Source organism: Iodobacter sp. BJB302 (assembly GCF_002735645.1).
GTDB lineage: Bacteria > Pseudomonadota > Gammaproteobacteria > Burkholderiales > Chitinibacteraceae > Iodobacter.
In genome coordinates, this window is the sequence record NZ_PDZG01000075.1 from 1 (window position 1) to 20,077 (window position 20,077).

Genomic DNA, 20,077 nt, shown 5'->3' on the forward strand with positions numbered 1-20,077 from the left:
CGACAGCCCCTTTTGCATCTGGATTGGGTTGATTGCCATGACGACCACTCCACAAAAGAACGTTCGTTCACCTTAGGCCTTTTAAGTGGTTTGAGCAAGGAGATTGAGCAAGAGACATAATCAGGTACCTTTTTGCTGGCAGGCTATACCTGTGCACTGATTGGGTTTCCCAGCGTCAGCATGCCGGGCGCTATTTTTGATGTGGCGCTCGCCCGCGTGGAAGAAATCACCCTGGGGATTGTCTGCGCCACGCTGATTCACAGCCTGATACTGCCTGTGCCTGTTGGCCCTAATCTGCTGGCGCGGATTGATGAAGCCCGGGGCAAAGCCAGAACATGGATACTGGATGTTTTAAAAAGCGCAAAAGACAGTGATGCAGACCGGCGCAAAATGGCCGGTACCATTTCTGAGCTGCGTCTTTTAGCCACCCACCTGCCTTTTGATACTTCACGCCTGCGCTGGGCAGCAGGGCTGGTGAATGGCTTATGCGATCAGCTTGCCCTGGCGCTGCCGCTGCTTTATGCCATTGAAGACCGCAAGCTGGCCCTGGGCGAATTGCCGCCAGAATGGCAGGCAATGCTTAACCGCATCGCCGCCTGGATTGAAGCGGGCACCGATGCCGCTCAGGCCGGTGTGCTCTGCGCAGAAATAAGCGCACTCACGCCCAAAGCCAGCGCACAAAGCACCTGGCAGGATGTGCTGCTGATCAATCTGGCCACCCGGCTGACGGCGCTGATTCAGTGCTGCATCAATGCGGCAGAGATTCGCCGGGCGATGAATCAGTCGTCCTCGGTTATCAGCCCTGATATCGAAAAAATCCTGATCAAAACCAGTATGGATAAATTGCACCAAGACCGCGGTGTGGCATTCAGATCAGCGCTGACGGCCTTTTTGGCCATTACCCTGAGCGGCGCATTCTGGATTGCTTCCGCATGGCCATCGGGCATGATGGCGCCGGTGATGGCGGCAGTGGCCTGCTCGCTTTTTGCCGCGCTGGATAACCCGGCCCCGGCTATTAAAGTCACTTTTATTTTATCGGTGGTGACGATTCCGCTTTCGGCTTTTTATCTGCTGGTAGTTCTGCCTGCTACGCATAGCTTTGGCATGCTGGCGATGCTGATGTTTCCTGTGTTTTTTATTTTAGGCATTTTTATGATGCGGCCAGCCAGCGCTTTTCCTGCGCTGATGACTACGCTGGTGCTGGCCAGCACACTGGCTTTGCAAGATACCGCCATGGCCGACATGAATACTTTTTTAAATAATAAATTTGGCGAATTAGCCGGTGTGGCGAGCGCACTGGTGGCAACCGGGCTGATTCGGTCTTTATCCGGAGAATGGGTTATCGACCGGCTGCTGCGTGCCGGCTGGCAGGATTTAGCCAGGCTTGGCAAAGCCGCCGTGCCGGATAAAGCCTTTGCCTCCCGGATGACAGACAGGCTGGGCCTGCTTGCGCCGCGCTTAGCCACCTTGAGCGACCCGGCCCCTGCCGCCAGCGTGCTTAATGATTTACGCATAGGGCATGAAATGACCATTCTGATTCAGCACCAGGAGCTGCTGCCCCTGCATATTCAGCCCCTCCTCACCCAGCTTTTCGCATACTTTGCAGAGCGTGCTGCGCAAGCCATCCCTTCTGCCGGGCTGCTCAGCCAGCTGGACAACACTTTACGCGGGGCCATTCAGGAAAGCGGCTCGGCGGCGCAGCTGGCCCTGATTGCCGCATTAGTGGGCATCCGCCGTGATTTATTCCCCGATACCGCCGCTGATTTATCTCATCAACCCATCGCAGACTTATCGCAACAAGCCATAGCCCTGCCCAATCATCAGGACGAAAAACCATGACCAACAGGCACACAGAGGCACTACTGCCATGATGGAAATCGAACTCTTTGGCCTGTTTATGCCGCAGCTTTTAGTGCTCTGTATTCTGACTTTTCTGCCTTACTGGCTGAGCCGCCAGATTTTACAGCGCATCGGGTTTTATCAATGGGTCTGGCACCCGGCGCTCTTTGATACTGCGCTCTTTGTAGTCCTTTTAGGCTTTCTCAGCACGCTTCTATCGAGTTAAAAAATGAAAAAAACAATTCAAATTCTGATTACCTTGGCCATCGTAGCCGCTGCTATTTTTACTGGCATGCGCCTCTGGAATCACTATGAAGTTGAGCCATGGACACGCGATGGCCGGGTGCGCGCACAAGTCATTCAGGTAGCGCCCGATGTAAGCGGCCAGGTCACTGCGGTAGCAGTACGGGATAATCAGGAAGTAAAAACAGGCCAGCTTTTATTTGAAATTGACAGGGAACGCTTTGCTCTGTCTTTACGCCAGGCAGAAGCGGCCGTACAGGCGCAGCGCAGCGCTTTAAAACAAGCTGAGCGTGAAGCCAGCCGTAATAAATCACTGAGCGGCGTGATTTCACAAGAAAGCATTGAACAGACACTGGCCAGAGTTGAATCGCTGCAAGCGGCGCTGGCTCAGGCCGTGGCAAATCATGATGTGGCCAAGCTTAATCTGGCCCGCTCGCGGGTCTATGCCTCGGTGAACGGTGTGATCACCAATCTGGATTTACAAAAAGGCGGCTTTGCTACTGCAGGCAAACCCACACTGGCGCTGGTGGATCGGGATTCATTCTATGTAGAGGGTTATTTTGAAGAAACCAAACTGGGGAAAATCAAATTAAATGCCCCCGTTACCCTGAATATCATGGGGCAAAAAACCGAAATTAAAGGCCATGTAGAAAGCATCGCAGCAGGGATTGCGGATCGCGACCGCGCGCCCAGCAGCAATCTTTTACCCAATATCAACCCTACTTTTAACTGGGTACGTTTAGCCCAGCGCATTCCGGTGCGCGTGGCCATCGATAAAGTCCCCGACGATGTGCGCCTGCTTGCTGGCCAGACGGTCACGGTTAAAGTCCAGCCTGAGGACAAGAAACATCAGGCTACAGCACCAGCGACCACAGTCAGCGCCCAGCCTGCGGCAAAGAAATAAGAGATGATGATGCTCAAAAAAATACCTTTATTTGCCATATTAGCCTTAGCGGGCTGCGCTGCCGTTGGCCCTGATTACCAAGGCCCGACAGATAGCAAAATTGACATTAGCGCCGCACAAGGCGGTTTTTCAGAAGCTAAAAGCGAGCAAGCCCTGCCTAAAAACTGGTGGCAGCTTTACCACGAGCCTGCTCTCAACCAGCTCGTTGAGCAGGCCTTTACGGCCAACACCGATTTACGCCAGGCCGCTGCCAACCTTGCCCGCACCCGCGCCCTGCTAGGTGAAGCACAAAGCTTGCAATCCCCCAATATCAGCATGAACCTTGCCCCGGGCTATGGCCGCCCTTCCGCTGCAGCCAAAGGTTTGCCCAAAGCTTTAGACGACGATTACAGCTACGACACCGGCGTGAGTGTGGCTTATCAGTTTGATCTAGTTGGAAAAATCAGCCGGGGCATTGAAGCTTCGCAAGCCGATAGCGAAGCCGCCAAAGCAGCCTATGATCTAGTCCGCGTGTCTGTCGCCGGTGAAACCACCCGCGCCTTTGCCGATATCTGCTCATCCGGCAGGCAGCTGCAGGTAGCGGAGCAATCGGTCAGCTTGCAAAAGCAAAGCCTGAGTCTGGATGAAAAGCTCTTTAAAGCAGGCCGCGGCACATCACTTGACGTAGTGCGTTCACGCGGGCTGCTGGCCCAGTTGCAAGCGGCCCTACCCCCTTTGCAGGCACAGCGCCGCATCGCCATGTATCGCCTTGCCGTACTCACCGGCCATGTGCCCGAAGCGATCGAATCCGTCTTGCCTGCGCCGGTTTTGCAGTGCAATACCACACCACAGCTGTCCAGCACGATTCCCAGCGGCAAAGGCAGCGATTTACTGCGCCGCCGCCCGGATATCCGCCAAGCCGAGCGCAGCTTAGCCGCAGCCACGGCCCGTATTGGCGTTGTGACCGCCGATCTTTACCCCAGCATCAGTCTGGGCTTAAGCGCCGGATCCACCGGCCCCCTAGATCAGTTTGGCGACAGCAACACCATGCGCTGGGGCATCGGCCCGCTGATTTCCTGGACCATTCCCAACACCGGCGCAACCCGGGCCAGAATTGCTGCAGCAACTGCGGGCGCAGACGGTGCATTGGCTAAGTTCGACGCCACCGTGCTCACTGCTCTCAGAGAAGTCGAAAGCGCCCTCACCGTGTACGCGCGCGAACTGGACCGCAATGCGGCACTGATCAGCGCCCACAACGCCAGCACCGAGGCCGCAAGGCAGGCACAGCAATTATATAAATCGGGAAAAACAAACTACCTGACCGTGCTGGATGCCAACCGCAGCCTGGCCAGCGCAAGCAGCGCCCTCGCCAGCTCGAATGCAGCGCTCACCAGTAATCAGATTGCAGTGTTTATGGCTTTAGGCGGGGGATGGGAGGAGTAAGTTCAGGAAGGGCAAGGTAAACCGCTTAGCCCTTCCTGCGGTACTTTTACAGACTTTAAAACCTTAAGCGCGCAGTGCGATGACTTCGATTTCTACCATGGCGTCTTTTGGCAGGCGTGCTACTTCTACACAGCTGCGGGCCGGGTAGCTGCCTGTGCCTTCAAAGAAACGGCTATACGCTTCGTTCACTTCAGAAAAATGGTTTAAGTCTTTTACATACACCGTGGTTTTGATGATGTTTGATGCGTTCAGACCTGCTTCCAGCAAGATGGCCGCCACATTGGCGAGGCACTGAGTAGTCTGTGCACCTGCCGCCGCTGGCATTTCGCCCGTAGCCGGATCAATTGGCAATTGGCCGGAAGTAAAAACCAGCTGACCAATATCTTTAGCTTGTACATAAGGGCCGATTGCGGCAGGGGCATTGCTGGTATTCAGGTCTTTCATTGGGATTCCTTAAGAGATAAGTAAACACTGTACAGACAATGATAACACCCCATGCGCCGCGGTTTAAGTGAAGGTTACCCTGTAAATGGCCTGTGCTGATTACTTCCGCCCATTCAGAGCCATCAGATGCTTTTTGCAGGCGCGGCTAAAAACCCATCTACACATAACTTTACACAAGCAACACATGCGCTTTACCCCGGGCGGCTATTCTGCAGTTGTTGCAAGTCTTCTTGCAAAACCAAACAACATCTGAGGAAATCACCATGTTCAGCGCACTTAAAGCCAAATTTCAACATCGCCATATGAAACGCAGTGCAGCTATTATTGCTGTAATGGGGCTTTCTTTAGGCGGTTTAGCCTATGCAGCAGCACCTGACAATTGTGGTGGCGGGCCGGGCATGCGCCACGGCAATCCTGAGCAGATGCACAAAATGATGCAGGGCCGCTTAGATAAAGCGCTGCAAGAAGTTGGCGCAAGCGATGCACAAATAGCCCAGCTCAAACCGCTGGCAGAGCAAGCGTTTAAAGAAATGCAAACGCAACGGGCCGCAATGCATGAAGACAGAGATGAGCTGCGCAAAGCCTTAAGCCAGACCACAGTAGATGCCGCACAGCTGGAAACACTGCGCGCAGCTAAGATGAAGGCGATGGATGAATCATCCCGCAAACTGACCGCTATTATTGCCGAAGCCAGCAAAATCCTGACTCCGGAACAAAGGCTTAAACTGGTCGAAAAATTGGACAGAAAAGGCCGCAAGCACGGTTAATCAGGCATTTTAAAATAATGATCACTTCAGCCACACAGGAATCGCATGTCTAGGCAGCTCTTACTGATCGACGACGATGAACGCCTTACAGCGATGCTGGCTGAGTATTTGCGGCAGCAAGGCTTTGCGGTGGAAGTAGCACACTATGGTCAACGCGGCTTAGCGGCCCTCGCCAGCCGCAGCTTTGATGCGCTGATTTTAGATTTAATGCTGCCCGATGCGGACGGCCTGGATTTATGCAGGCAAATCAGGCAAACCCACCCGCTGCCGATTCTGATGCTCACCGCCAGAGGCGATGTGACCGACCGGATTGTGGGGCTGGAATTAGGTGCAGACGATTATCTTGCCAAGCCCTTTGATGCCAGAGAGCTGCTCGCCCGATTACGCGCCATCTTGCGCCGCCAGCACAACACAGACAGCAGCAGCCAGCTCACTTTTGGCAATATAGAAATCGACGCCGACGCCCGCAGCGTCATGGTTGCGGGGCAGGCATGCAGCATCACCAGCTACCAGTTTGATTTATTACTTTGCCTCGCCCGCCACGCCGGAAAAGTGCTGAGCCGCGAGCAAATTTTAGATCAGGTACGCGGTGAAACGCTGGAAGCCTTTGACCGCAGCATCGACGTACACATCTCCAAACTTCGCGCAGCGATTGGGGACGATTCCAAAGCCCCCAAACGCATCATCACCGTGCGCGGTGTGGGCTATGTGTTTGCTAAAACGGAGGATTAAAGATGCTCTCCTCTGTAAGTAAAACCCAAATCTTGAAACACGGAGGACACGGAGAGCACGGAGTTTCACGGAGAAAAACGAGAGTTAAATTAAGTTAATTTGATAGATTTTGTGAAGCGCGGCGCGATAAATGAGCGCGGTTGTGCGCGATAAATGGGTTGGCTGCATTTTCCACTATTTGCAAAAGAATTTCACTTTTATCACCAAAGGGGCCGGATGGCCCCTTTGCTTTTGTGTTTAGAAATTACGGATGATCAGCTCTCCCGTTTTATCTTTATTTCTGCCTTTACCGCCAACCGTGTAGTTAATCTCTACCCGCTCTATCGTCAGCCCATCAAATACCTCACGCATCTCTGGGATGTCGTTGACGGAGATAATCATGTGGCCGGTGATCGATTTGGCCAGCTCGGCCATGCGCTGGTACTCATGCAGACCGAACTCTACGCCGTAGCCTGCGGTGCCCCAATAGGGTGGGTCACAATAGAACAGCGTGTGCACCCGGTCGTACTTCTTAATGCACGCGGCCCAGTCCAGATTCTCTATATAAGTACGGCTCAAACGCAAATGAGCCGCTGATAGATCTTCTTCTAACCTGAGCAAGTTCAGCCTTGGCGGTGTGGTGGTGGCGGTACCGAAGGTCTGACCATCTACCTTGCCGCCGAAGGCCATCTTTTGTAAATAGAAGAAACGCGCGGCACGCTGGATATCGGTCAGCGTTTCTTCTGGGGTAATCTGCAGCCATTTAAAGATCTGTCTTGAAGTCAGCGCCCACTTAAACTGCCGGACGAACTCCTCAAGGTGGTGCCGCACTATTCTATATAGGTTGACCAGCTCGCCGTTGACGTCGTTTATTACTTCGACTTTTGCCGGTTCTTTTAAAAAAAACAGTGCAGCCGCGCCGCAAAATGGCTCTACATAGCATGAGTGTTCTGGGAATAAGGGCAGGATATGTTTGGCTAATCTGCGCTTTCCACCCATCCAAGGAATAATCGGTGTTGTATTTAATTGCAACATCTGCAAGCCTCTTTCAAATAATGAAAAAACCCTTTAGGCTTGCTTTTCCGTAGCTACGGTTAGGCAGTCTTTGGGGTGACTTGCAGGCACGCTCTGCGGGTCAGCTGGCCAGTCGGGTGCTACAACACCCGGCTGGTCGCTGTCTTCAAACTACTGCACCACCCCCGTTAAAATTTCCTGACGGCGTGCTGCGGTAATCAAGCTTTGCTCTTCCAAATACATCAGCGCAAAACGGGTTGATTGCAAATTCAAATCCACATGAGTCAATCGCGGGTCTTCTACGATCTCGTAAAAGTCGGCAATCAGCGGATGATCTGCACGAGCGGCTTTGATCGCCACGCGCTCTGCAGCGGTAAATAGCAGCTTAAATTCAATCGGCGTGACCAGCGGGTTGGCCGTGAGCACAGGCGCTGGTGCCACAAACTGGCCCGCTGCATACGTGTAGCCGGTAACGTCATGATCGGTATCGACAATCACCACCTCTTTATTATCAAAACCGGCGTAATTCATTTCTGCTGTATGCACGATGCCATTGGCCAGCGTGGCGCTTGCGCTGCAACCGATAACTTTGTTGTCTAAAACGATGGCTTTCATTGCGGCGTCCTCAGTATTTGTCACGGAAAATAAAGCTATTGCCGTCACCCAGAAGTACCGAAGCCGGGCCAGGCAGAGAAAAAATAGTGTTGATCGTGGTACTGCTGCTCCCACCCACCAGCGGGTAGTCGTAATAAACATTGCTCAGAAGCTTTTTCTCAGCAAAATCAGAAAGGCTGTGGCCTGATAATTTGGGTGTGGGAGTCGGAAAAAGCACCGGGCCAAGAGCGATCACGCCACCCGTTGCCGTAAATGTTTTCACGCCGGGCGTTGAGCTGTTATCTGAAAGAAGCAGAGTGCCATCAGGCAGCTTAGTGATATTGCTTGCCGATGCCGTCGGGTTTACCGCATCACTCACGGTGACAGTTGTGCCCGACACGCTAACATGGCGCAATTTCGCTTGAGCCAGTGCAAAGCTGGTGGGGGTCAAACGAATTAAACGGTTTGCCGCGTGATAATTTTCAGGATAGGGGACACTGGGCGGCGGCACTGACAAGGCGCTGGTGTTTTCCGCAACGGAAACAGCGGTACCCAACGCCACCGCAGTGCCAGTCACGGTGGCCACAGCTAATTTATACGAAGTAGGTGCAGCGCTGTCGTAGCCCCACACCAGCGCCGTATTCGCCGTGATTCCCCCGCAAAGCACTTGATTGTTACATCCCGCCAACGCTGTGACTGTTGCGCCCATTGTGACTGTCGCACCGCTCACCGACAGTGCCCACACGCCCTGGTCAACGCCCAGCATCGCCGATGTTGGGCTAAAAATGACCAGCCTTTGCTGATCAGAGCCGGTGATATATGACGCCTGCACCGCCGCATTGACGGTGATCGTACTGCCAGAAACAGAGATTGTGCGGGCCTTCACCGCATTACTCACCGAGCCTGTAATCAAGAATGTAGAGCCAGACAATAGCCCGGCGGCGCGATAATACTCAGCGCCAACCACGCCCACCGTGGCGATCGTACCGATTGTGATCGTCAGCCCTGTCAGCGTGACCACCACCGAATGAATAGAGCCAACAAACAAAAACCGAGTGGCATCCAGCTGAAACAAACCCACGATGAGCTGCGGCCTGGCGTTGGCTTCATCCTGGATTTGCGACACTTTTAGCGCGGTGCCCAGCGTTTTGGTATCTGCAGAATAGGCCTGCATCAGCATCCCATCAGAGACCATAGTCAGCAGCACCGAAGTATTGCCCATCACAATGGCCCCGCAAGCAGCCCCCTTGCCGCTGTCTGCAGCTACATAGCCCAAATACGTGCGGCGGCCGTAGCTGGCCCCTGCCCAGATCCCCTGTGGAATAGCGTTATTTACCAGTCGGCAGTAATTCAACGGTGCCTGGTTGAGTGTCAGCGGGAAATTAACCTGCACGCCGTCCACAGACTCAACCGTTGGCGTGCCGCCGATTTGTGCAATCGCCATCACCAATTTATTAGGGGTCGCTGTGCGCGAATCCAGTGTGATTTTAGTGAGGCCCAGCATGCTGTAAATCCGCAGCCCGCCCTCAGCTGGCAGCTGCGGTGTGGCATCGGCAGTGAGCCACATGTCTGTCGCCTCGATCACTTCAGATTTTTGCCGGTAGCGCAGATCGCCCTCTGGCTGCGTTAAATACTGCGAGTGAGGATCTGGCTTCTGCTCATGAGCATTGATCGCATTAATGAGCGATTGTGCGGTCACCATAGTCACATTGGGGTCGATCGTCAGCTGCACTACTGATGCATTGCCGAGCTGAATAATCATCCGCAGCAGCATATCCCGCGCCGAGCCTTGCGCAAGCAGCGGTTTATACGTGTCTGGAAAATTGCCTATGGCCAGCAGCTTATTGCCTGCACCGCTGCCACCGATTAACCCCACCTCACGAATCGTCCAGCCGCCCACCGTAGTCGGCACCACCGCTTCAACCACCAGCCAGTTTGGGTTTTCAGCGTCGGGCGTGACAGACGTAATCGCTACGCGGTGGACTTCATGGGTGAGCGCCGTCATGGATTCAACCGGCGTGATCGCTGCGCCATTGCCGTCGCCAAGCGCTAAATGCGTAAATGGCACCAGTGTGCCGGTGGCTTGCGCATTAATCATTTCCGCTGCGCCCAGCGCGGTCAGTAGCGTGTTGTAGCTCATGACATCCTCGGATAAATAGTTAAAACTTCAGAAACATGCATGCCAATGCCGATACAGCGCATCGCGGTGGCGGTTGGGAATTCGGTGTTTTTATAGGGCTGGACTGTCACGATATCGCCCGAAAACAGCAGACAGGCAGCGTGAATCATCTCGACCGAGCCAACAGAAACCTGCAACCGCCGCAAGTGCGAGCGTTGCGGTTTGTACATCTCAATCATCTGCGTGATTTGCTGATCGACCGCCTCGGTGAGCGGGCGATCGATGACGCTGATTTCCAGATCAAACTCGGCCCAGTGGGCATCGGCTGGGTGCTCAATTAGGGTGAAATGCTCCAGCCCCACTGTCGTCAACGCCTGTTTAACGGCCCAGGGCGTGCCTTTGTAGCGATGTAATTCAATCGCTGATTTGATCAGTGCTCTGCGTGCTTCATCATCGGCCGCAAAATTCCAGCCCTCAAAACCTGTGATATGAAACTGCTCAGCCAGAAAGGGCAAAACAGCAGGCTCGGCTAAATCAATCAGATTCACCAAAACACGCGATAAATCCAGGCTTGTGAGCCGCTCAGATAGCTGGGCCAGAGGGCCAAAACGAGGGTCAAGCGCCAGGACTGGCGCAGTTGCATTAACCATCGCTGACCCCCGCGAGCTGGATATCAACGCTGATGCAATGCGCCCACTCAGCATCACCGACGGTCAGCAGAGCCACGGGCGCAAGTAAAGCGACTTGATACACACCGGGTACTGATAAAACACTCACAATTTGGGTCGGCACAATATCCCGCCCTAATGCCGCCGACTGGGTGGCCACAAACAGATTGGCCTGCTGTTGGGCATTGGCCAGCACTGATGTTGCATCCGCATTGCTATATAAAGTGAGCCGCGCAGACAACGAGTAGCTGCGCTCTGTTGGGGTGAGCACCTGCACCGTGTCTGAAAGAGGCCGGACTTTTTCATGGGAGCATTGAGCGGAAACGGCACTCAGGATGGCCGCAGTTGGCAACCCTGTTTTTACCAGTGGATAAAGCTGAATCGTGCCAGGGGTAGACGACAGCACGGCCACTTCCACAATATCCTGATGCGCTCGCATTGCATGCTGACGATAAGCGAGCCGACTACCCGCAACGCTAAACGACTCTGGGGCCAGCTTGATGCTTTCGCGTAAACGGTCATCCTGCTCGTCTTCAGCCCCGGCAGAGGTCACGCTTAAATTGGCCACACTCGCTACGGTAACCCCAATACCATCAATGAGCTGATTTACCTGGCCAGCCAGATAACCATTTCCTGCAATGCCTGCTTCAAGTGCCATCACAGAGACATCAGCAAAAAGGCTGCCTGCGGGCACCAGCTTTTCTGCCTGCAGCTGAAATTGAACGCCACTCGCTGTTTGCAGGCGAATACCTGCAGGAATCAGCAGCACTGTGGCTAAAGGCGCTGCAAAAGTAATTCGTACAATAGTGCGGGCGCTTTGCGCGGCCAGCCGATAGACCCCCACTAATTCGCCCAGGTAATCCAACATTGGCGCACGGGCAAAAGCCACTAAGTTTTGCCTCGCCGCATCATTCATCGCACTGCGTAATAGAGTTTCACGATAAGCAACGAGGTCAATCAGTAGCCGCTCTACCTGAGCGGGATACAGCGTTTTACCTGTCATGGCTTCATAAGCAGCAATCAACTCAGCCGTAATGGCCTGGCTGTCATCGTCGATCACCTTGGGTAAGGTCGTCATAGCGCCACCGCCGTTTGATCAGTAAACCCATCGGGCAAACGCCAGAACACTTTGATCATTGCCTGCCCTGGCTCGCCCAACTCAAACGACACACGCTCAACAGTAACGCGAGGCTCCCAGCGGGCGATCGCTTCCACGCTTTCACGTACTACATGCGGGCGGGCGCGATTAATGGGGTAATCGATATAGTCATGGAGCTTGCTGCCGAACTCTGGCCGAAGCGGGTCTGCCCCCTGCGGGGTACGCAAGATAATGGCGATGGCCTGATGGATATCGTCGATATTTTCAACGATGCCATCACCGCCAAGCGCGGTCTGCCAATGCAGGGAGGAGATGTCTTTGAGCTGAGTCATAGCGCCATGATGGCGCTATGCAGGGGGAAGGGATATTAAAGCGGTTTAAGGTTTACGTATGGGAATGGTTATTGGAATTACCCGCCACATCAATAATAGAGCCAGTGGCATGAACATCTCCATCCACGTCAACACGGCCAGTAAATTTAGAGCCGTCACCGCCGCCGCCTTCCAGCCCACCGAGGTAAGTAAGCAGGCCATCAACCTGCAGCCTGCCGGTGAACTGCGCTTCTGGGGAGTCGATTGTCACTTTGCTGCCCGCTTTTAATACGATGGTTGTGCTGGCTTCCACAATGACTTTAGATACGCCGGTAACGCTTAGCGTGTGGGTTTGCCGGTCGTATTCCAGCATGGCCCCGTCATTAAACCTGATGCCAAATTTATTTGAGTCGGTCACTGGCGGGGTATCGGCATCAGAAAAAATCGCCCCGATAATCACCCCGTCTTCGCCCTGAGCATCCAGCAGCAGCGCTACATGCTCGCCGGTGTCATACGTCCAGTAGCATTCATCATCTTGGGTTTTAGGGTAAGCGATCGGAAGCCACATGGTGCGCAGATTGTCGGTATCCGGCAGGCTGATCCGCGCAAATCCGGGTTTGCTGGCAAGTACGATGCCGAACTTAAGCGTGACGCCGCTTTCTGCAAAAGTCTCATCCATGTTTTTTAGCCTTGGCCGCCGAGTGATCGACCACTTCAACCTTGCCGTTTTTCATACCATAAATGGCTAGTCCCTTGGTTTTTGCCCCTTTGGTTCCTTTTGATGCGGCACCCCGTTTGATTTCCAATGTGGTGGTGTACCCCTCGCCCCGGCTGATGCTGTGAACGGCTTTGCTGATGGTGTAAATACCTGATAGCTGGCCGAACCCCGCTAATTCAATCGTCACCCCAGCCGCCAGGGCCGGATCGCCAATCAGGTTGATATTGCCGGTGGTACGTTCGATCAAGCGCTGATCCAGCGCCGCCTTGGCCTGCACTTCTGCAGACGCTGCAGTTGGGGCACGGCGGGTGATTTTTACCGTATCAGCAGAGCTGCTTTTTCCCGATGTTGACGAGCCAACCACTGCAGTTTCGCCATCTTTTATGCCATAAACCACCAGCTTTTTGCTTTTGGCATTGTGGTGGGATACCTCAACGCCTGCAGGTACATCAGACACTTTATCTGTAAAGCTCCAGCCGGATAAATCGCTGGGGGCGAAGCGGCGCACTGGCTTTTGCTGGTGCAGGTCGGCGCTTTTCCAGAACACGAGGCGGGTGGAGTTTTCAGTCACTTTAAAGGCGTAGCCATATTGCCGGGCGATGCGGTGCAAAAACGCCAGATCGCCTTCTTTGTATTGCGTGGCCCTGTCAATCTGCAGCGGCTCAATCTTGCCCACCAGCGTCATATTGTTTGATTTAGCAATTTGCCCCGCGATATCCGCCAGTGTGGTGTCCTCATAATCTTTGCCCTTGCGGGTACGCAGTGCTTTTTGCGCTCCTGCCGCAAGGGCGCGAATTCGCACCACAGACGGCGGGCCAGACAGCTCCAGCTCATCAATATCAAACCGGCCCGCACTGATCAATGCATGCTGCAGATAGCCAAATCGATAAGACAACTCCGCCCCTTTTTCCGGGTACCAGCTGTTTAGCCAGCGGCCATCGGTGTCTTCCAGCTCAATATCCAGCCCATCAGCCTCGCCGCTTAGATTGTCGGTATACGTGATCGATGTCGCGTACTGGCTCAGCTCCCGCGTGATATTGCGGCCGTTATAGTTCAGCTCAAAGGCTGGGGTGTTTAGCGTTTCCACGGCGGCAGATCCTCGGTTGAAACCTCTTCTTCAATAATCGGGATAAGTACGGTTTGCCCGCTGGGCAGTACTTCGCTAATGGCCATATGTGGGTTGGCATCAATCAGTAAGGGGATGCGCGATATATCGCGGTAGTAGCGCCAGGCTAATAAATCCCAGCGATCGCCGTCTGTGGTGATGTGGGTGAGATTCATCCGGCCACCTGCCGCGTCACTGCCGCTGCTGTCATCCGGGCCAGTGGCAAGGTTGCGCCCCGGATCTCGCTATCTACCCGCTGGATTGCCCCGTTTGCCGAGGTTAAAACAGAGAGCAAATTACCCGCATTTGCGCTGGCCATGTTCTGCGTAATGCTGCTCATCTCGCCTCGTACCCTTAGTACCCGCTGCACGGTTTGCGCTGCATCGCTGGCCACAACAGCAATATTTTTTAGCCCGCCCATTTGTTCCGCCACGGCCCCTAGCCCAGGCAAAGCACCGCCCACCGTGGCGCTCACCCCTGGCAAACGCGCCAGCGCAGAGACAGGATCAGATTTAGCCAGCTGGCGCACTGCAGCTACAGCTGTAAGAGCCTGGCTGGCTGTAGTCAATGCACCTTTTGCCATTGAGATGGCTTGTGATAATGGGCTAACAGCAGGAATAGCCGCCACTACACCGGGCACGGCTAATTTATTGAGCTGGGCCTGCAGCGGCAGCGGGCTGCTGCCGCTCACGATGGCCAAAGGGCGGGGTTTGGCATCCTCGCCCGTATATTCACGAAGGGATAATTGGGCCTCCAGCGCAATCATGCTGCCCGATTTGTCGGTCTGGCGGCCTGTGGCCGTAATATCTGTAATGACAAAGCGGCCTTTATAATCGCCATTGCCCAGCACAAACGACAGCGCCTCATGCGCCGTTACCGCCTTGCGCAAGCGCAGCAGCTCAGCCTCCGGCTTGCAATAGCTGGCATGAAAAACCAAATCAATTTTGATCTCGTCCAGCTTATCGCCTACATGCTGCAGGCGTGGCTTGCGGCCAATCAGCGCATGCTCGGCATAGTCTGCGCCATAGCTGATTTCCAGCCCGTCAAAATAGGTGATGAGATCAAACTCAACGGTGCCGAGAATGGCAAACATCAGGCATTCCCCCCGTAGCTGCCGCGCCGTCTATTGCTCTCGTAGCGCTTCATCATGGCTTCAAACTGGGCAAACGAAACATTCATTGCTTGATTGACCTGGCTCTGTACTGCAGCAGGATCACCGCCCTGAATTGTTATTTGTGGAGAGAAAGAAATGGTCATGCCACCCGACGCATTTGCCCCTTGTTCATGAGTAGATGCGCGAGGCACCACGCTGGCCACACGATTGGCCACATCCACAAAGGGCGATGCCAGCTCTGGCCGCCCCCAGGCGGTGGCGCTGGCCTGCGCCATTGAAGCGACGGCGCGGGTGGCAAATACGGCAGAGCGGCCAATCCCCAGAGCTGCCCCTTGGGCGATATTGTCGCCAAAGCCTAAGAAGACCCGTGAGGGTGATTGAATACCCAAGGTGCTGGCAAACCAGCCCTTAATATTTTGACCGAATTCGGTAATGGTGCGCTCAGCAGCACCCAGCTTGGATTTAATACCATTCACTAAGCCATCAACAATATCGCCGCCGAATTTATAAAACTGTGTTGGGAGACTCAACAGCCCTTTAATTATTCCGCCCAATGCGATGCCAACCATTTGGCCCATGTTTTGGGCTTTTCCACCCACGTCATCAATTGGCTTAATTAAATTTTTGAACCACGTATAGGCAGCTCGTACGCCAACCATGATGGCATTGAAAATAGGCTTGACGATAATACCGATCATTCGAATGGCCACCCCCACACCGGGGATGATCATAACAAGCCGCCCAATTGATTTTGCAAAGGACACCGCGCCCTGAAGAAGAGCTTTGAGGGCAGGGCCAGCCACGCTAGACAAGCCTTGCCACAGGCCAATAAAGAAGGCTTTAAGCGGTTGCCAATACTTATAGATCAGCAAGCCGATGACAGTAATCGCTATTCCAATCGGGTTCATCATCAGCGCACGCCCCAGCCAGAGAACCGCGCGGCCCGCCAGCATAATGCCACTAACTAATTGCCCGCCAAGCATTGCACCCAGTGCCCGCACTTTTAAAATCAGCGGTGTAAAATGGCCCATTTGCCATAAGCCCTGTAACCGTATCCATTTAGAAGCCAGTGTCTGCCAAACCGTGCCCAGGGCATTAAATGGCGATAACACCAGATTAATGCCGTACTTCAGCCCAATAAAAGCCAGCTTGCCTGCTAACAGGCCACCGACTAAGCCCATCACTCCTTTGATCACTCCGGGATGAGTCTTAGCCCATTCGCCAAACGCGATAACACTGGGTTTAATCGTGTTCAGCATCTCTAGCAATGGCGGGAGCAGTACATTACCAATCGTTAGCCCGACCTCAGTCAGCCCAATTTTGAAAGACTTAAACTGCTCTGTAGCTATTTCCATCCGTTTTTTATAATCAACGCCCAGCAAGTCTTTATTCTCGGCCTGAAGAGAGCCTTGCTTGATATCCTTCATCTCGCTTTGATTAGCAACAGCTGGCCGGATAAACGCCATGGCCTGCATATCCTGGAACAACTCGCCCAGCTTATAGGCCTCAGATAAACGATCCAGTGCAGCTTTGCGTTCGGCATCGTCTTTTAGTCCTATGGCGGCCTTGAACTCACCCGCCGCCTTTGGCCCTTTCGTTTGCATGTAGTCGGAGATCATGCTCAGCATCGCTTGTAAAGGCGTCATGCCTTCTGCACGCAACCTGACCATGCTGCTTTTTAAATCAATATGTGCTTTTTGAAAGTCCTTCAGCGTATCCGGGGAGGTGAGCTTCTGCATAAAATTGCGGAAGTTATTCGCAGCTTCGTCATTGGTTCCAGCCCCCTTGCGGGCGATTTGTAACGAAGCGCCAATTTCAGCCACGGCCTCTTTGCCAGTTACACCCAGTGTTTCAAATGAAGGGGCGAGCGCAGGCAACCACTTGGCCATATCGCGGATCTCGAACTGGCCGCGCTTACCGGCATAGGCCAGCATATTCAACGCGCCCTCAAACCCCGCTTCACCCACTTTTAAATTGTTTTTTAGTGCAAGTGCAACGCTGCCCAGATCATCCATACTGGCCCGTGTAGCGGTGGCCGCTTTTGCCATGACCGGCGCATAGGCATCTAATGATTTGGCGCTCTGAATGCCACCCGATACCAACACGCTCATGCCCCGGCCAATTTCATCCTGAAACTGATTCCATTGCCCGGCGGCAGCTCGCACTGTATTACTCAGCTGAGCCTCTTCTTGTTTGCTGAATTCGCCAGTTATGGCGATATCGCGCATTTGGTCCTGAAAATTAGCCGCAACTTTTACAGATTTAGCCACCGGCATACCAATGGCCACGGCAGTGCCGACCGTCTCCATCGCCGCGCCACGCAGCTCAGAGCGCTGTGCAGTCAGCGCGGCTCCCCGCGCCATACTTGCTGCCAGCCGCTCTTGGCGGATACGCAACTGCTCTAATGTTTGGCCGAGGCGTTCATACTGACGGCGCAAAGCGTCTACATTTCGGGCAGGATGGCTGGCGGCACGGGCCATTGCTTCACCAAGCCGGGCATGCCGTGCGCGAAGCTGATCAGCCACATTCCCAAGCTGGCCGAGCGTACCCCGCGCACCAGCAAACGCGGAGGAGAACGATCCCGCCAGCGCTGCCCCAATCCTGATGCCAATTGATAAATCTGCCATGCCGCCACCCGCTTAGTTTTGACTACGGCGCTTTATTTCACGCTCAGCAGCCTCAACCCAGAAAAAATAATCATCCATTTCCAGGGCGTCAATTTCAGACGGCTGTAGCCGTAGTACCAGCAGCAGGATCTCGTCCAGCGGCCTGAGTGATTTCTCCGCCACTCGCCATGGACTGAAAGGCATCATTGAGCGCCTTACTGTCTGCTACATCCAACTGGTCAAGATCTTCCACCACCAGCCCGGTGAGGCGGCTAAACAGAAAATCTTCCTGATCAACCGGATCGCTGCTAAATTTTTGCGCCGCTTTTAAATCGGCACGCTTAGGGCGTGGCAAATCCAGCGAATCAATGCGAACGCCAGCAGCGGTGGTAAATGGGAACTTCAGTGGGATTTTCATGAGATGCCCTTTGTGTGAGAGAGGTTGCCGGAGTAGTGGCTTAACAAACACAAAGGATTTTGCGGGAGGCGGGAGCGGGAGTCAGTTAATGGGGTTTAGAAAAGCCCTTCGAGCTGGTTTTCATTGGGGGTACGTACAAAGGGCTGCGTAATGAGCTAATACTTATAGGCGTCTGCGTCGTTGCCGGACCGGCGTTGGGCATTCTTATCCGGCTTATCTTGAAGGTGACTCAAATGAGCAAAGGCAGTGGTGGTGGAGGCAAAGGCGGCGGCAGTGGAAACTCTGGTGGTAGCGGCGGGAGCAGTGGCGGTTCCAAAGGTGGCTCCAGTAGTGGAGGCAAAGGGAGTGGCCAACCTGGTGGCTGGCCAAGTACTACAGGCAACCCATCGGGCGGTGGACGAGGCAATGCGCCTCCTTCGAGTAAGTAATATATGGCGCTAAGACGTAACAAATCAGATGTTTAAATTGTTAACAAGAGAAGCATGGTTGGGCTAGTGACTTATCAGCCCAACCGACCGAGCTACATCTTGTTAGGCACCTCAAAGGCCGAGGAGGGGGTGATGACCGAGGAAGAACACTATCGAGATATTGCAATCCACGCGTTAGCCGGATTTCAGCTCATTGAGGTAGTACTTAAAGATTATATTGCTGACTATCACGACAAAGTTAGGGAGTTTCTACCCGTAGATATGGTCTACGAGCACAAGGCTGACGAAGTTACAAACGCACCGCTAGGAAAGCTGCTCGATATATTTGGCAAAATAAATGCCAATAAACAATTAGTCGTGGAATTGAGAAACCTACAGAGCAAACGTAATGATCTCGCACATCGAGCGCTAGTAAAACTCTATTGGCCTGCTAAAAATGAATTTGATTTTTCTGGAAATTCAACTCAACTCGATGGACTTGCGGATGACCTAGGTGGGTTGATTGAACAAATTATTGTCGAGCATGCCAAGCTGTTTCAGATTGCACGCGAGTAAATTACTAATGCCTAACCAGTCATTGCAAGCGACGCTGGCCGGTCGGCTGAATTCAAGCATTAGAACTCAGGGGAGGCAGTCGTGCTAATTGTGGAAATCGCTTTTGGAGTCGTTCTCGCCGTCATAATTCTCAGGCTACTGCCTGCAATTGTTGCCGTTGCCATAGTTGTCGGCGTTATTGCGCTTATCACAATCATGGCTCTGCTCATTTGGTTCAACTTCCAAACCATCGCCACCTTTGTCGGCGGGCTAGGTGCTGTTGGTGCCCTGTACGGCATTCCGTTTTGGCTAAAGGCGAAAATTGAAAAAAAATATCCACCTTTTGCTGCTCTCATTCGGGGTGAGCCACCGTATAACCAGATGGCAAAGCAACCACTTCGTCTTACCGTTATGGCTTGCTTTTCGGTTGCAGTTGCCGCTGTTGGGCTTGGCGCTTTGCTTGGGACAATATCTGTAGTTGACATCCTAAGTCAGGCAATTGCCAAATGAGCACGGTTGGTTGGGCTGAAGCTACCCAATAAATACAGTCCCAGCACGGTAGGTTGGGCTAGTGACTTATCAGCCCAACATTCTTAGGCATATTGAAATGTTGGGCTGATAGAGCTTTAGCCCAACCTACCGAGCTGGCACATAGCACACATAGATTTTGGGAAAGTTCATTCATAGTGCTGATTCCTTATCAGTTAATTATGGGGAACTACAGTTTCGGCCAGGAAAAAAACCAGTTCTTCTGAACTGGTTTTTTTTCTGATCACTGGCGAGCTACCCCCCAATATTCTGCCGATACGTTTCCAGCATATCTTCCCCATTTACGCGGAAGATGTTGGCCATGTAATCCAGCTCCAGGATCTCTTCGCCGTCCAGCACCTGCTTGATATACGTCGCTGAAAAACTAGCAGGAAATTCGGCGTTGTCGTGCTGTTTATACGTGCCCAGCGGGTTCTTTTTAAAGCTGACGGTTAAGAATGTGACCAGGGCAACTTGCTGCACGCGCCCTT

At 53.5% G+C, this 20,077-nt stretch carries 23 protein-coding genes; 9 read left to right on the forward strand and 14 right to left on the reverse strand.

Annotated elements, in window-relative coordinates; translation table 11 throughout:
- Positions 1–132 precede the first annotated feature (132 nt).
- The 4 genes from CSQ88_RS18645 to CSQ88_RS18660 are packed head-to-tail and all read left to right on the forward strand — an operon-like array spanning position 133 to position 4,408.
- Complete coding sequence (locus CSQ88_RS18645; protein ID WP_099399592.1) at positions 133–1,839, forward strand: FUSC family protein; 1,707 nt, start codon at positions 133–135, stop codon at positions 1,837–1,839.
- A 28-nt stretch (positions 1,840–1,867) separates the two neighbouring features.
- Positions 1,868–2,065: a DUF1656 domain-containing protein gene (locus CSQ88_RS18650; RefSeq protein WP_099399593.1), complete on the forward strand. Its 198-nt coding sequence runs from the start codon at positions 1,868–1,870 to the stop codon at positions 2,063–2,065.
- A gap of 3 nt (positions 2,066–2,068) precedes the next feature.
- Positions 2,069–2,986, forward strand: a complete 918-nt coding sequence (locus tag CSQ88_RS18655) for an HlyD family secretion protein (RefSeq protein WP_099399594.1) — start codon at positions 2,069–2,071, stop codon at positions 2,984–2,986.
- A 3-nt stretch (positions 2,987–2,989) separates the two neighbouring features.
- On the forward strand, positions 2,990–4,408 hold the full coding sequence (locus CSQ88_RS18660) for an efflux transporter outer membrane subunit (RefSeq protein WP_099399595.1): 1,419 nt from the start codon (positions 2,990–2,992) through the stop codon (positions 4,406–4,408).
- Positions 4,409–4,471: 63 nt separating this feature from the next.
- Here CSQ88_RS18660 and CSQ88_RS18665 read toward each other — a convergent pair whose 3' ends face one another.
- Positions 4,472–4,852 (reverse strand): Rid family detoxifying hydrolase, encoded by a 381-nt coding sequence (locus CSQ88_RS18665; RefSeq protein WP_099399596.1) that lies wholly within the window; start codon positions 4,850–4,852, stop codon positions 4,472–4,474.
- A 263-nt stretch (positions 4,853–5,115) separates the two neighbouring features.
- Between CSQ88_RS18665 and CSQ88_RS18670 the strand changes: the two genes are divergently transcribed.
- Both CSQ88_RS18670 and CSQ88_RS18675 read left to right on the forward strand, forming a co-directional pair.
- Positions 5,116–5,619 carry a Spy/CpxP family protein refolding chaperone gene (locus tag CSQ88_RS18670; protein WP_099399597.1) on the forward strand — a complete coding sequence of 168 codons (504 nt, stop codon included), beginning with the start codon at positions 5,116–5,118 and terminating at the stop codon, positions 5,617–5,619.
- Positions 5,620–5,664: 45 nt separating this feature from the next.
- Entirely contained in the window at positions 5,665–6,351 is a 687-nt protein-coding gene (locus tag CSQ88_RS18675; RefSeq protein WP_099399598.1) for a response regulator, read from the forward strand.
- Positions 6,352–6,588: 237 nt separating this feature from the next.
- Here the strand turns inward: CSQ88_RS18675 and CSQ88_RS18680 are convergent, their stop codons facing one another.
- The 12 genes from CSQ88_RS18680 to CSQ88_RS18735 form a co-directional block, all read right to left on the reverse strand.
- Positions 6,589–7,365, reverse strand: a complete 777-nt coding sequence (locus tag CSQ88_RS18680) for a DNA adenine methylase (RefSeq protein WP_099399599.1) — start codon at positions 7,363–7,365, stop codon at positions 6,589–6,591.
- A 150-nt stretch (positions 7,366–7,515) separates the two neighbouring features.
- Positions 7,516–7,959, reverse strand: a complete 444-nt coding sequence (locus tag CSQ88_RS18685) for a hypothetical protein (protein WP_099399600.1) — start codon at positions 7,957–7,959, stop codon at positions 7,516–7,518.
- A 10-nt stretch (positions 7,960–7,969) separates the two neighbouring features.
- Positions 7,970–10,078 carry a phage tail protein gene (locus tag CSQ88_RS18690; protein ID WP_099399601.1) on the reverse strand — a complete coding sequence of 703 codons (2,109 nt, stop codon included), beginning with the start codon at positions 10,076–10,078 and terminating at the stop codon, positions 7,970–7,972.
- Complete coding sequence (locus tag CSQ88_RS18695) at positions 10,075–10,707, reverse strand: phage tail protein (protein WP_099399602.1); 633 nt, start codon at positions 10,705–10,707, stop codon at positions 10,075–10,077. The genes CSQ88_RS18690 and CSQ88_RS18695 overlap by 4 nt, the downstream gene beginning before the upstream one ends.
- The gene (locus CSQ88_RS18700; RefSeq protein WP_099399603.1) at positions 10,700–11,803 is read right to left on the reverse strand and encodes a baseplate J/gp47 family protein; all 1,104 of its coding nucleotides are present in this window, start codon (positions 11,801–11,803) and stop codon (positions 10,700–10,702) included. Before CSQ88_RS18700 ends, CSQ88_RS18695 begins: the two co-directional genes overlap by 8 nt.
- Positions 11,800–12,156: a GPW/gp25 family protein gene (locus CSQ88_RS18705; RefSeq protein WP_099399604.1), complete on the reverse strand. Its 357-nt coding sequence runs from the start codon at positions 12,154–12,156 to the stop codon at positions 11,800–11,802. Before CSQ88_RS18705 ends, CSQ88_RS18700 begins: the two co-directional genes overlap by 4 nt.
- A 52-nt stretch (positions 12,157–12,208) precedes the next feature.
- Entirely contained in the window at positions 12,209–12,814 is a 606-nt protein-coding gene (locus CSQ88_RS18710; RefSeq protein ID WP_099399605.1) for a phage baseplate assembly protein V, read from the reverse strand.
- On the reverse strand, positions 12,807–13,940 hold the full coding sequence (locus tag CSQ88_RS18715; protein WP_099399606.1) for a phage late control D family protein: 1,134 nt from the start codon (positions 13,938–13,940) through the stop codon (positions 12,807–12,809). Before CSQ88_RS18715 ends, CSQ88_RS18710 begins: the two co-directional genes overlap by 8 nt.
- Positions 13,928–14,134: a tail protein X gene (locus CSQ88_RS18720; protein ID WP_099397015.1), complete on the reverse strand. Its 207-nt coding sequence runs from the start codon at positions 14,132–14,134 to the stop codon at positions 13,928–13,930. Before CSQ88_RS18720 ends, CSQ88_RS18715 begins: the two co-directional genes overlap by 13 nt.
- Complete coding sequence (locus tag CSQ88_RS18725) at positions 14,131–15,051, reverse strand: phage tail protein (RefSeq protein WP_099399607.1); 921 nt, start codon at positions 15,049–15,051, stop codon at positions 14,131–14,133. Before CSQ88_RS18725 ends, CSQ88_RS18720 begins: the two co-directional genes overlap by 4 nt.
- Positions 15,051–17,699 carry a phage tail tape measure protein gene (locus CSQ88_RS18730; RefSeq protein WP_099399608.1) on the reverse strand — a complete coding sequence of 883 codons (2,649 nt, stop codon included), beginning with the start codon at positions 17,697–17,699 and terminating at the stop codon, positions 15,051–15,053. Before CSQ88_RS18730 ends, CSQ88_RS18725 begins: the two co-directional genes overlap by 1 nt.
- A gap of 94 nt (positions 17,700–17,793) precedes the next feature.
- On the reverse strand, positions 17,794–18,096 hold the full coding sequence (locus CSQ88_RS18735; RefSeq protein ID WP_099399609.1) for a phage tail assembly protein: 303 nt from the start codon (positions 18,094–18,096) through the stop codon (positions 17,794–17,796).
- Between the two features lie 233 nt (positions 18,097–18,329).
- On the opposite strand from CSQ88_RS18735, the gene CSQ88_RS18740 reads away from it, so the two are divergent.
- The 3 genes from CSQ88_RS18740 (at position 18,330) to CSQ88_RS18750 (ending at position 19,568) form a co-directional block, all read left to right on the forward strand.
- A complete protein-coding gene (locus tag CSQ88_RS18740; RefSeq protein WP_143449513.1) occupies positions 18,330–18,524 on the forward strand; it encodes a hypothetical protein in 195 nt (64 codons plus the stop codon).
- A gap of 132 nt (positions 18,525–18,656) precedes the next feature.
- Positions 18,657–19,079 (forward strand): hypothetical protein, encoded by a 423-nt coding sequence (locus tag CSQ88_RS18745; protein WP_143449514.1) that lies wholly within the window; start codon positions 18,657–18,659, stop codon positions 19,077–19,079.
- 81 nt (positions 19,080–19,160) lie between these two features.
- Positions 19,161–19,568, forward strand: a complete 408-nt coding sequence (locus tag CSQ88_RS18750; protein WP_099399612.1) for a hypothetical protein — start codon at positions 19,161–19,163, stop codon at positions 19,566–19,568.
- A 273-nt stretch (positions 19,569–19,841) separates the two neighbouring features.
- On the opposite strand, the gene CSQ88_RS18755 is transcribed toward CSQ88_RS18750, so the two are convergent.
- Positions 19,842–20,077, reverse strand: a 236-nt coding sequence (locus tag CSQ88_RS18755; protein WP_180273727.1) for a phage major tail tube protein, incomplete at its 5' end; no start/stop codon positions are given.

Excerpts from the sequence above, each read along its gene's own strand:
- CSQ88_RS18690 (WP_099399601.1), bottom strand. The coding sequence starts at position 10,078 with ATGAGCTACAACACGCTACTGACCGCGCTGGGCGCAGCGGAAATGATT.
- CSQ88_RS18685 (WP_099399600.1), bottom strand. The coding sequence starts at position 7,959 with ATGAAAGCCATCGTTTTAGACAACAAAGTTATCGGTTGCAGCGCAAGC.
- CSQ88_RS18650 (WP_099399593.1), top strand. The coding sequence starts at position 1,868 with ATGATGGAAATCGAACTCTTTGGCCTGTTTATGCCGCAGCTTTTAGTG.
- CSQ88_RS18665 (WP_099399596.1), bottom strand. The coding sequence starts at position 4,852 with ATGAAAGACCTGAATACCAGCAATGCCCCTGCCGCAATCGGCCCTTAT.
- CSQ88_RS18675 (WP_099399598.1), top strand. The coding sequence starts at position 5,665 with ATGTCTAGGCAGCTCTTACTGATCGACGACGATGAACGCCTTACAGCG.
- CSQ88_RS18660 (WP_099399595.1), top strand. The coding sequence starts at position 2,990 with ATGATGATGCTCAAAAAAATACCTTTATTTGCCATATTAGCCTTAGCG.
- CSQ88_RS18735 (WP_099399609.1), bottom strand. The coding sequence starts at position 18,096 with ATGAAAATCCCACTGAAGTTCCCATTTACCACCGCTGCTGGCGTTCGC.
- CSQ88_RS18705 (WP_099399604.1), bottom strand. The coding sequence starts at position 12,156 with ATGACTCAGCTCAAAGACATCTCCTCCCTGCATTGGCAGACCGCGCTT.
- CSQ88_RS18725 (WP_099399607.1), bottom strand. The coding sequence starts at position 15,051 with ATGTTTGCCATTCTCGGCACCGTTGAGTTTGATCTCATCACCTATTTT.
- CSQ88_RS18655 (WP_099399594.1), top strand. The coding sequence starts at position 2,069 with ATGAAAAAAACAATTCAAATTCTGATTACCTTGGCCATCGTAGCCGCT.
- CSQ88_RS18740 (WP_143449513.1), top strand. The coding sequence starts at position 18,330 with ATGAGCAAAGGCAGTGGTGGTGGAGGCAAAGGCGGCGGCAGTGGAAAC.
- CSQ88_RS18700 (WP_099399603.1), bottom strand. The coding sequence starts at position 11,803 with ATGACGACCTTACCCAAGGTGATCGACGATGACAGCCAGGCCATTACG.
- CSQ88_RS18695 (WP_099399602.1), bottom strand. The coding sequence starts at position 10,707 with ATGGTTAATGCAACTGCGCCAGTCCTGGCGCTTGACCCTCGTTTTGGC.
- CSQ88_RS18730 (WP_099399608.1), bottom strand. The coding sequence starts at position 17,699 with ATGGCAGATTTATCAATTGGCATCAGGATTGGGGCAGCGCTGGCGGGA.
- CSQ88_RS18745 (WP_143449514.1), top strand. The coding sequence starts at position 18,657 with ATGACCGAGGAAGAACACTATCGAGATATTGCAATCCACGCGTTAGCC.
- CSQ88_RS18720 (WP_099397015.1), bottom strand. The coding sequence starts at position 14,134 with ATGAATCTCACCCACATCACCACAGACGGCGATCGCTGGGATTTATTA.
- CSQ88_RS18670 (WP_099399597.1), top strand. The coding sequence starts at position 5,116 with ATGTTCAGCGCACTTAAAGCCAAATTTCAACATCGCCATATGAAACGC.
- CSQ88_RS18710 (WP_099399605.1), bottom strand. The coding sequence starts at position 12,814 with ATGGATGAGACTTTTGCAGAAAGCGGCGTCACGCTTAAGTTCGGCATC.
- CSQ88_RS18680 (WP_099399599.1), bottom strand. The coding sequence starts at position 7,365 with ATGTTGCAATTAAATACAACACCGATTATTCCTTGGATGGGTGGAAAG.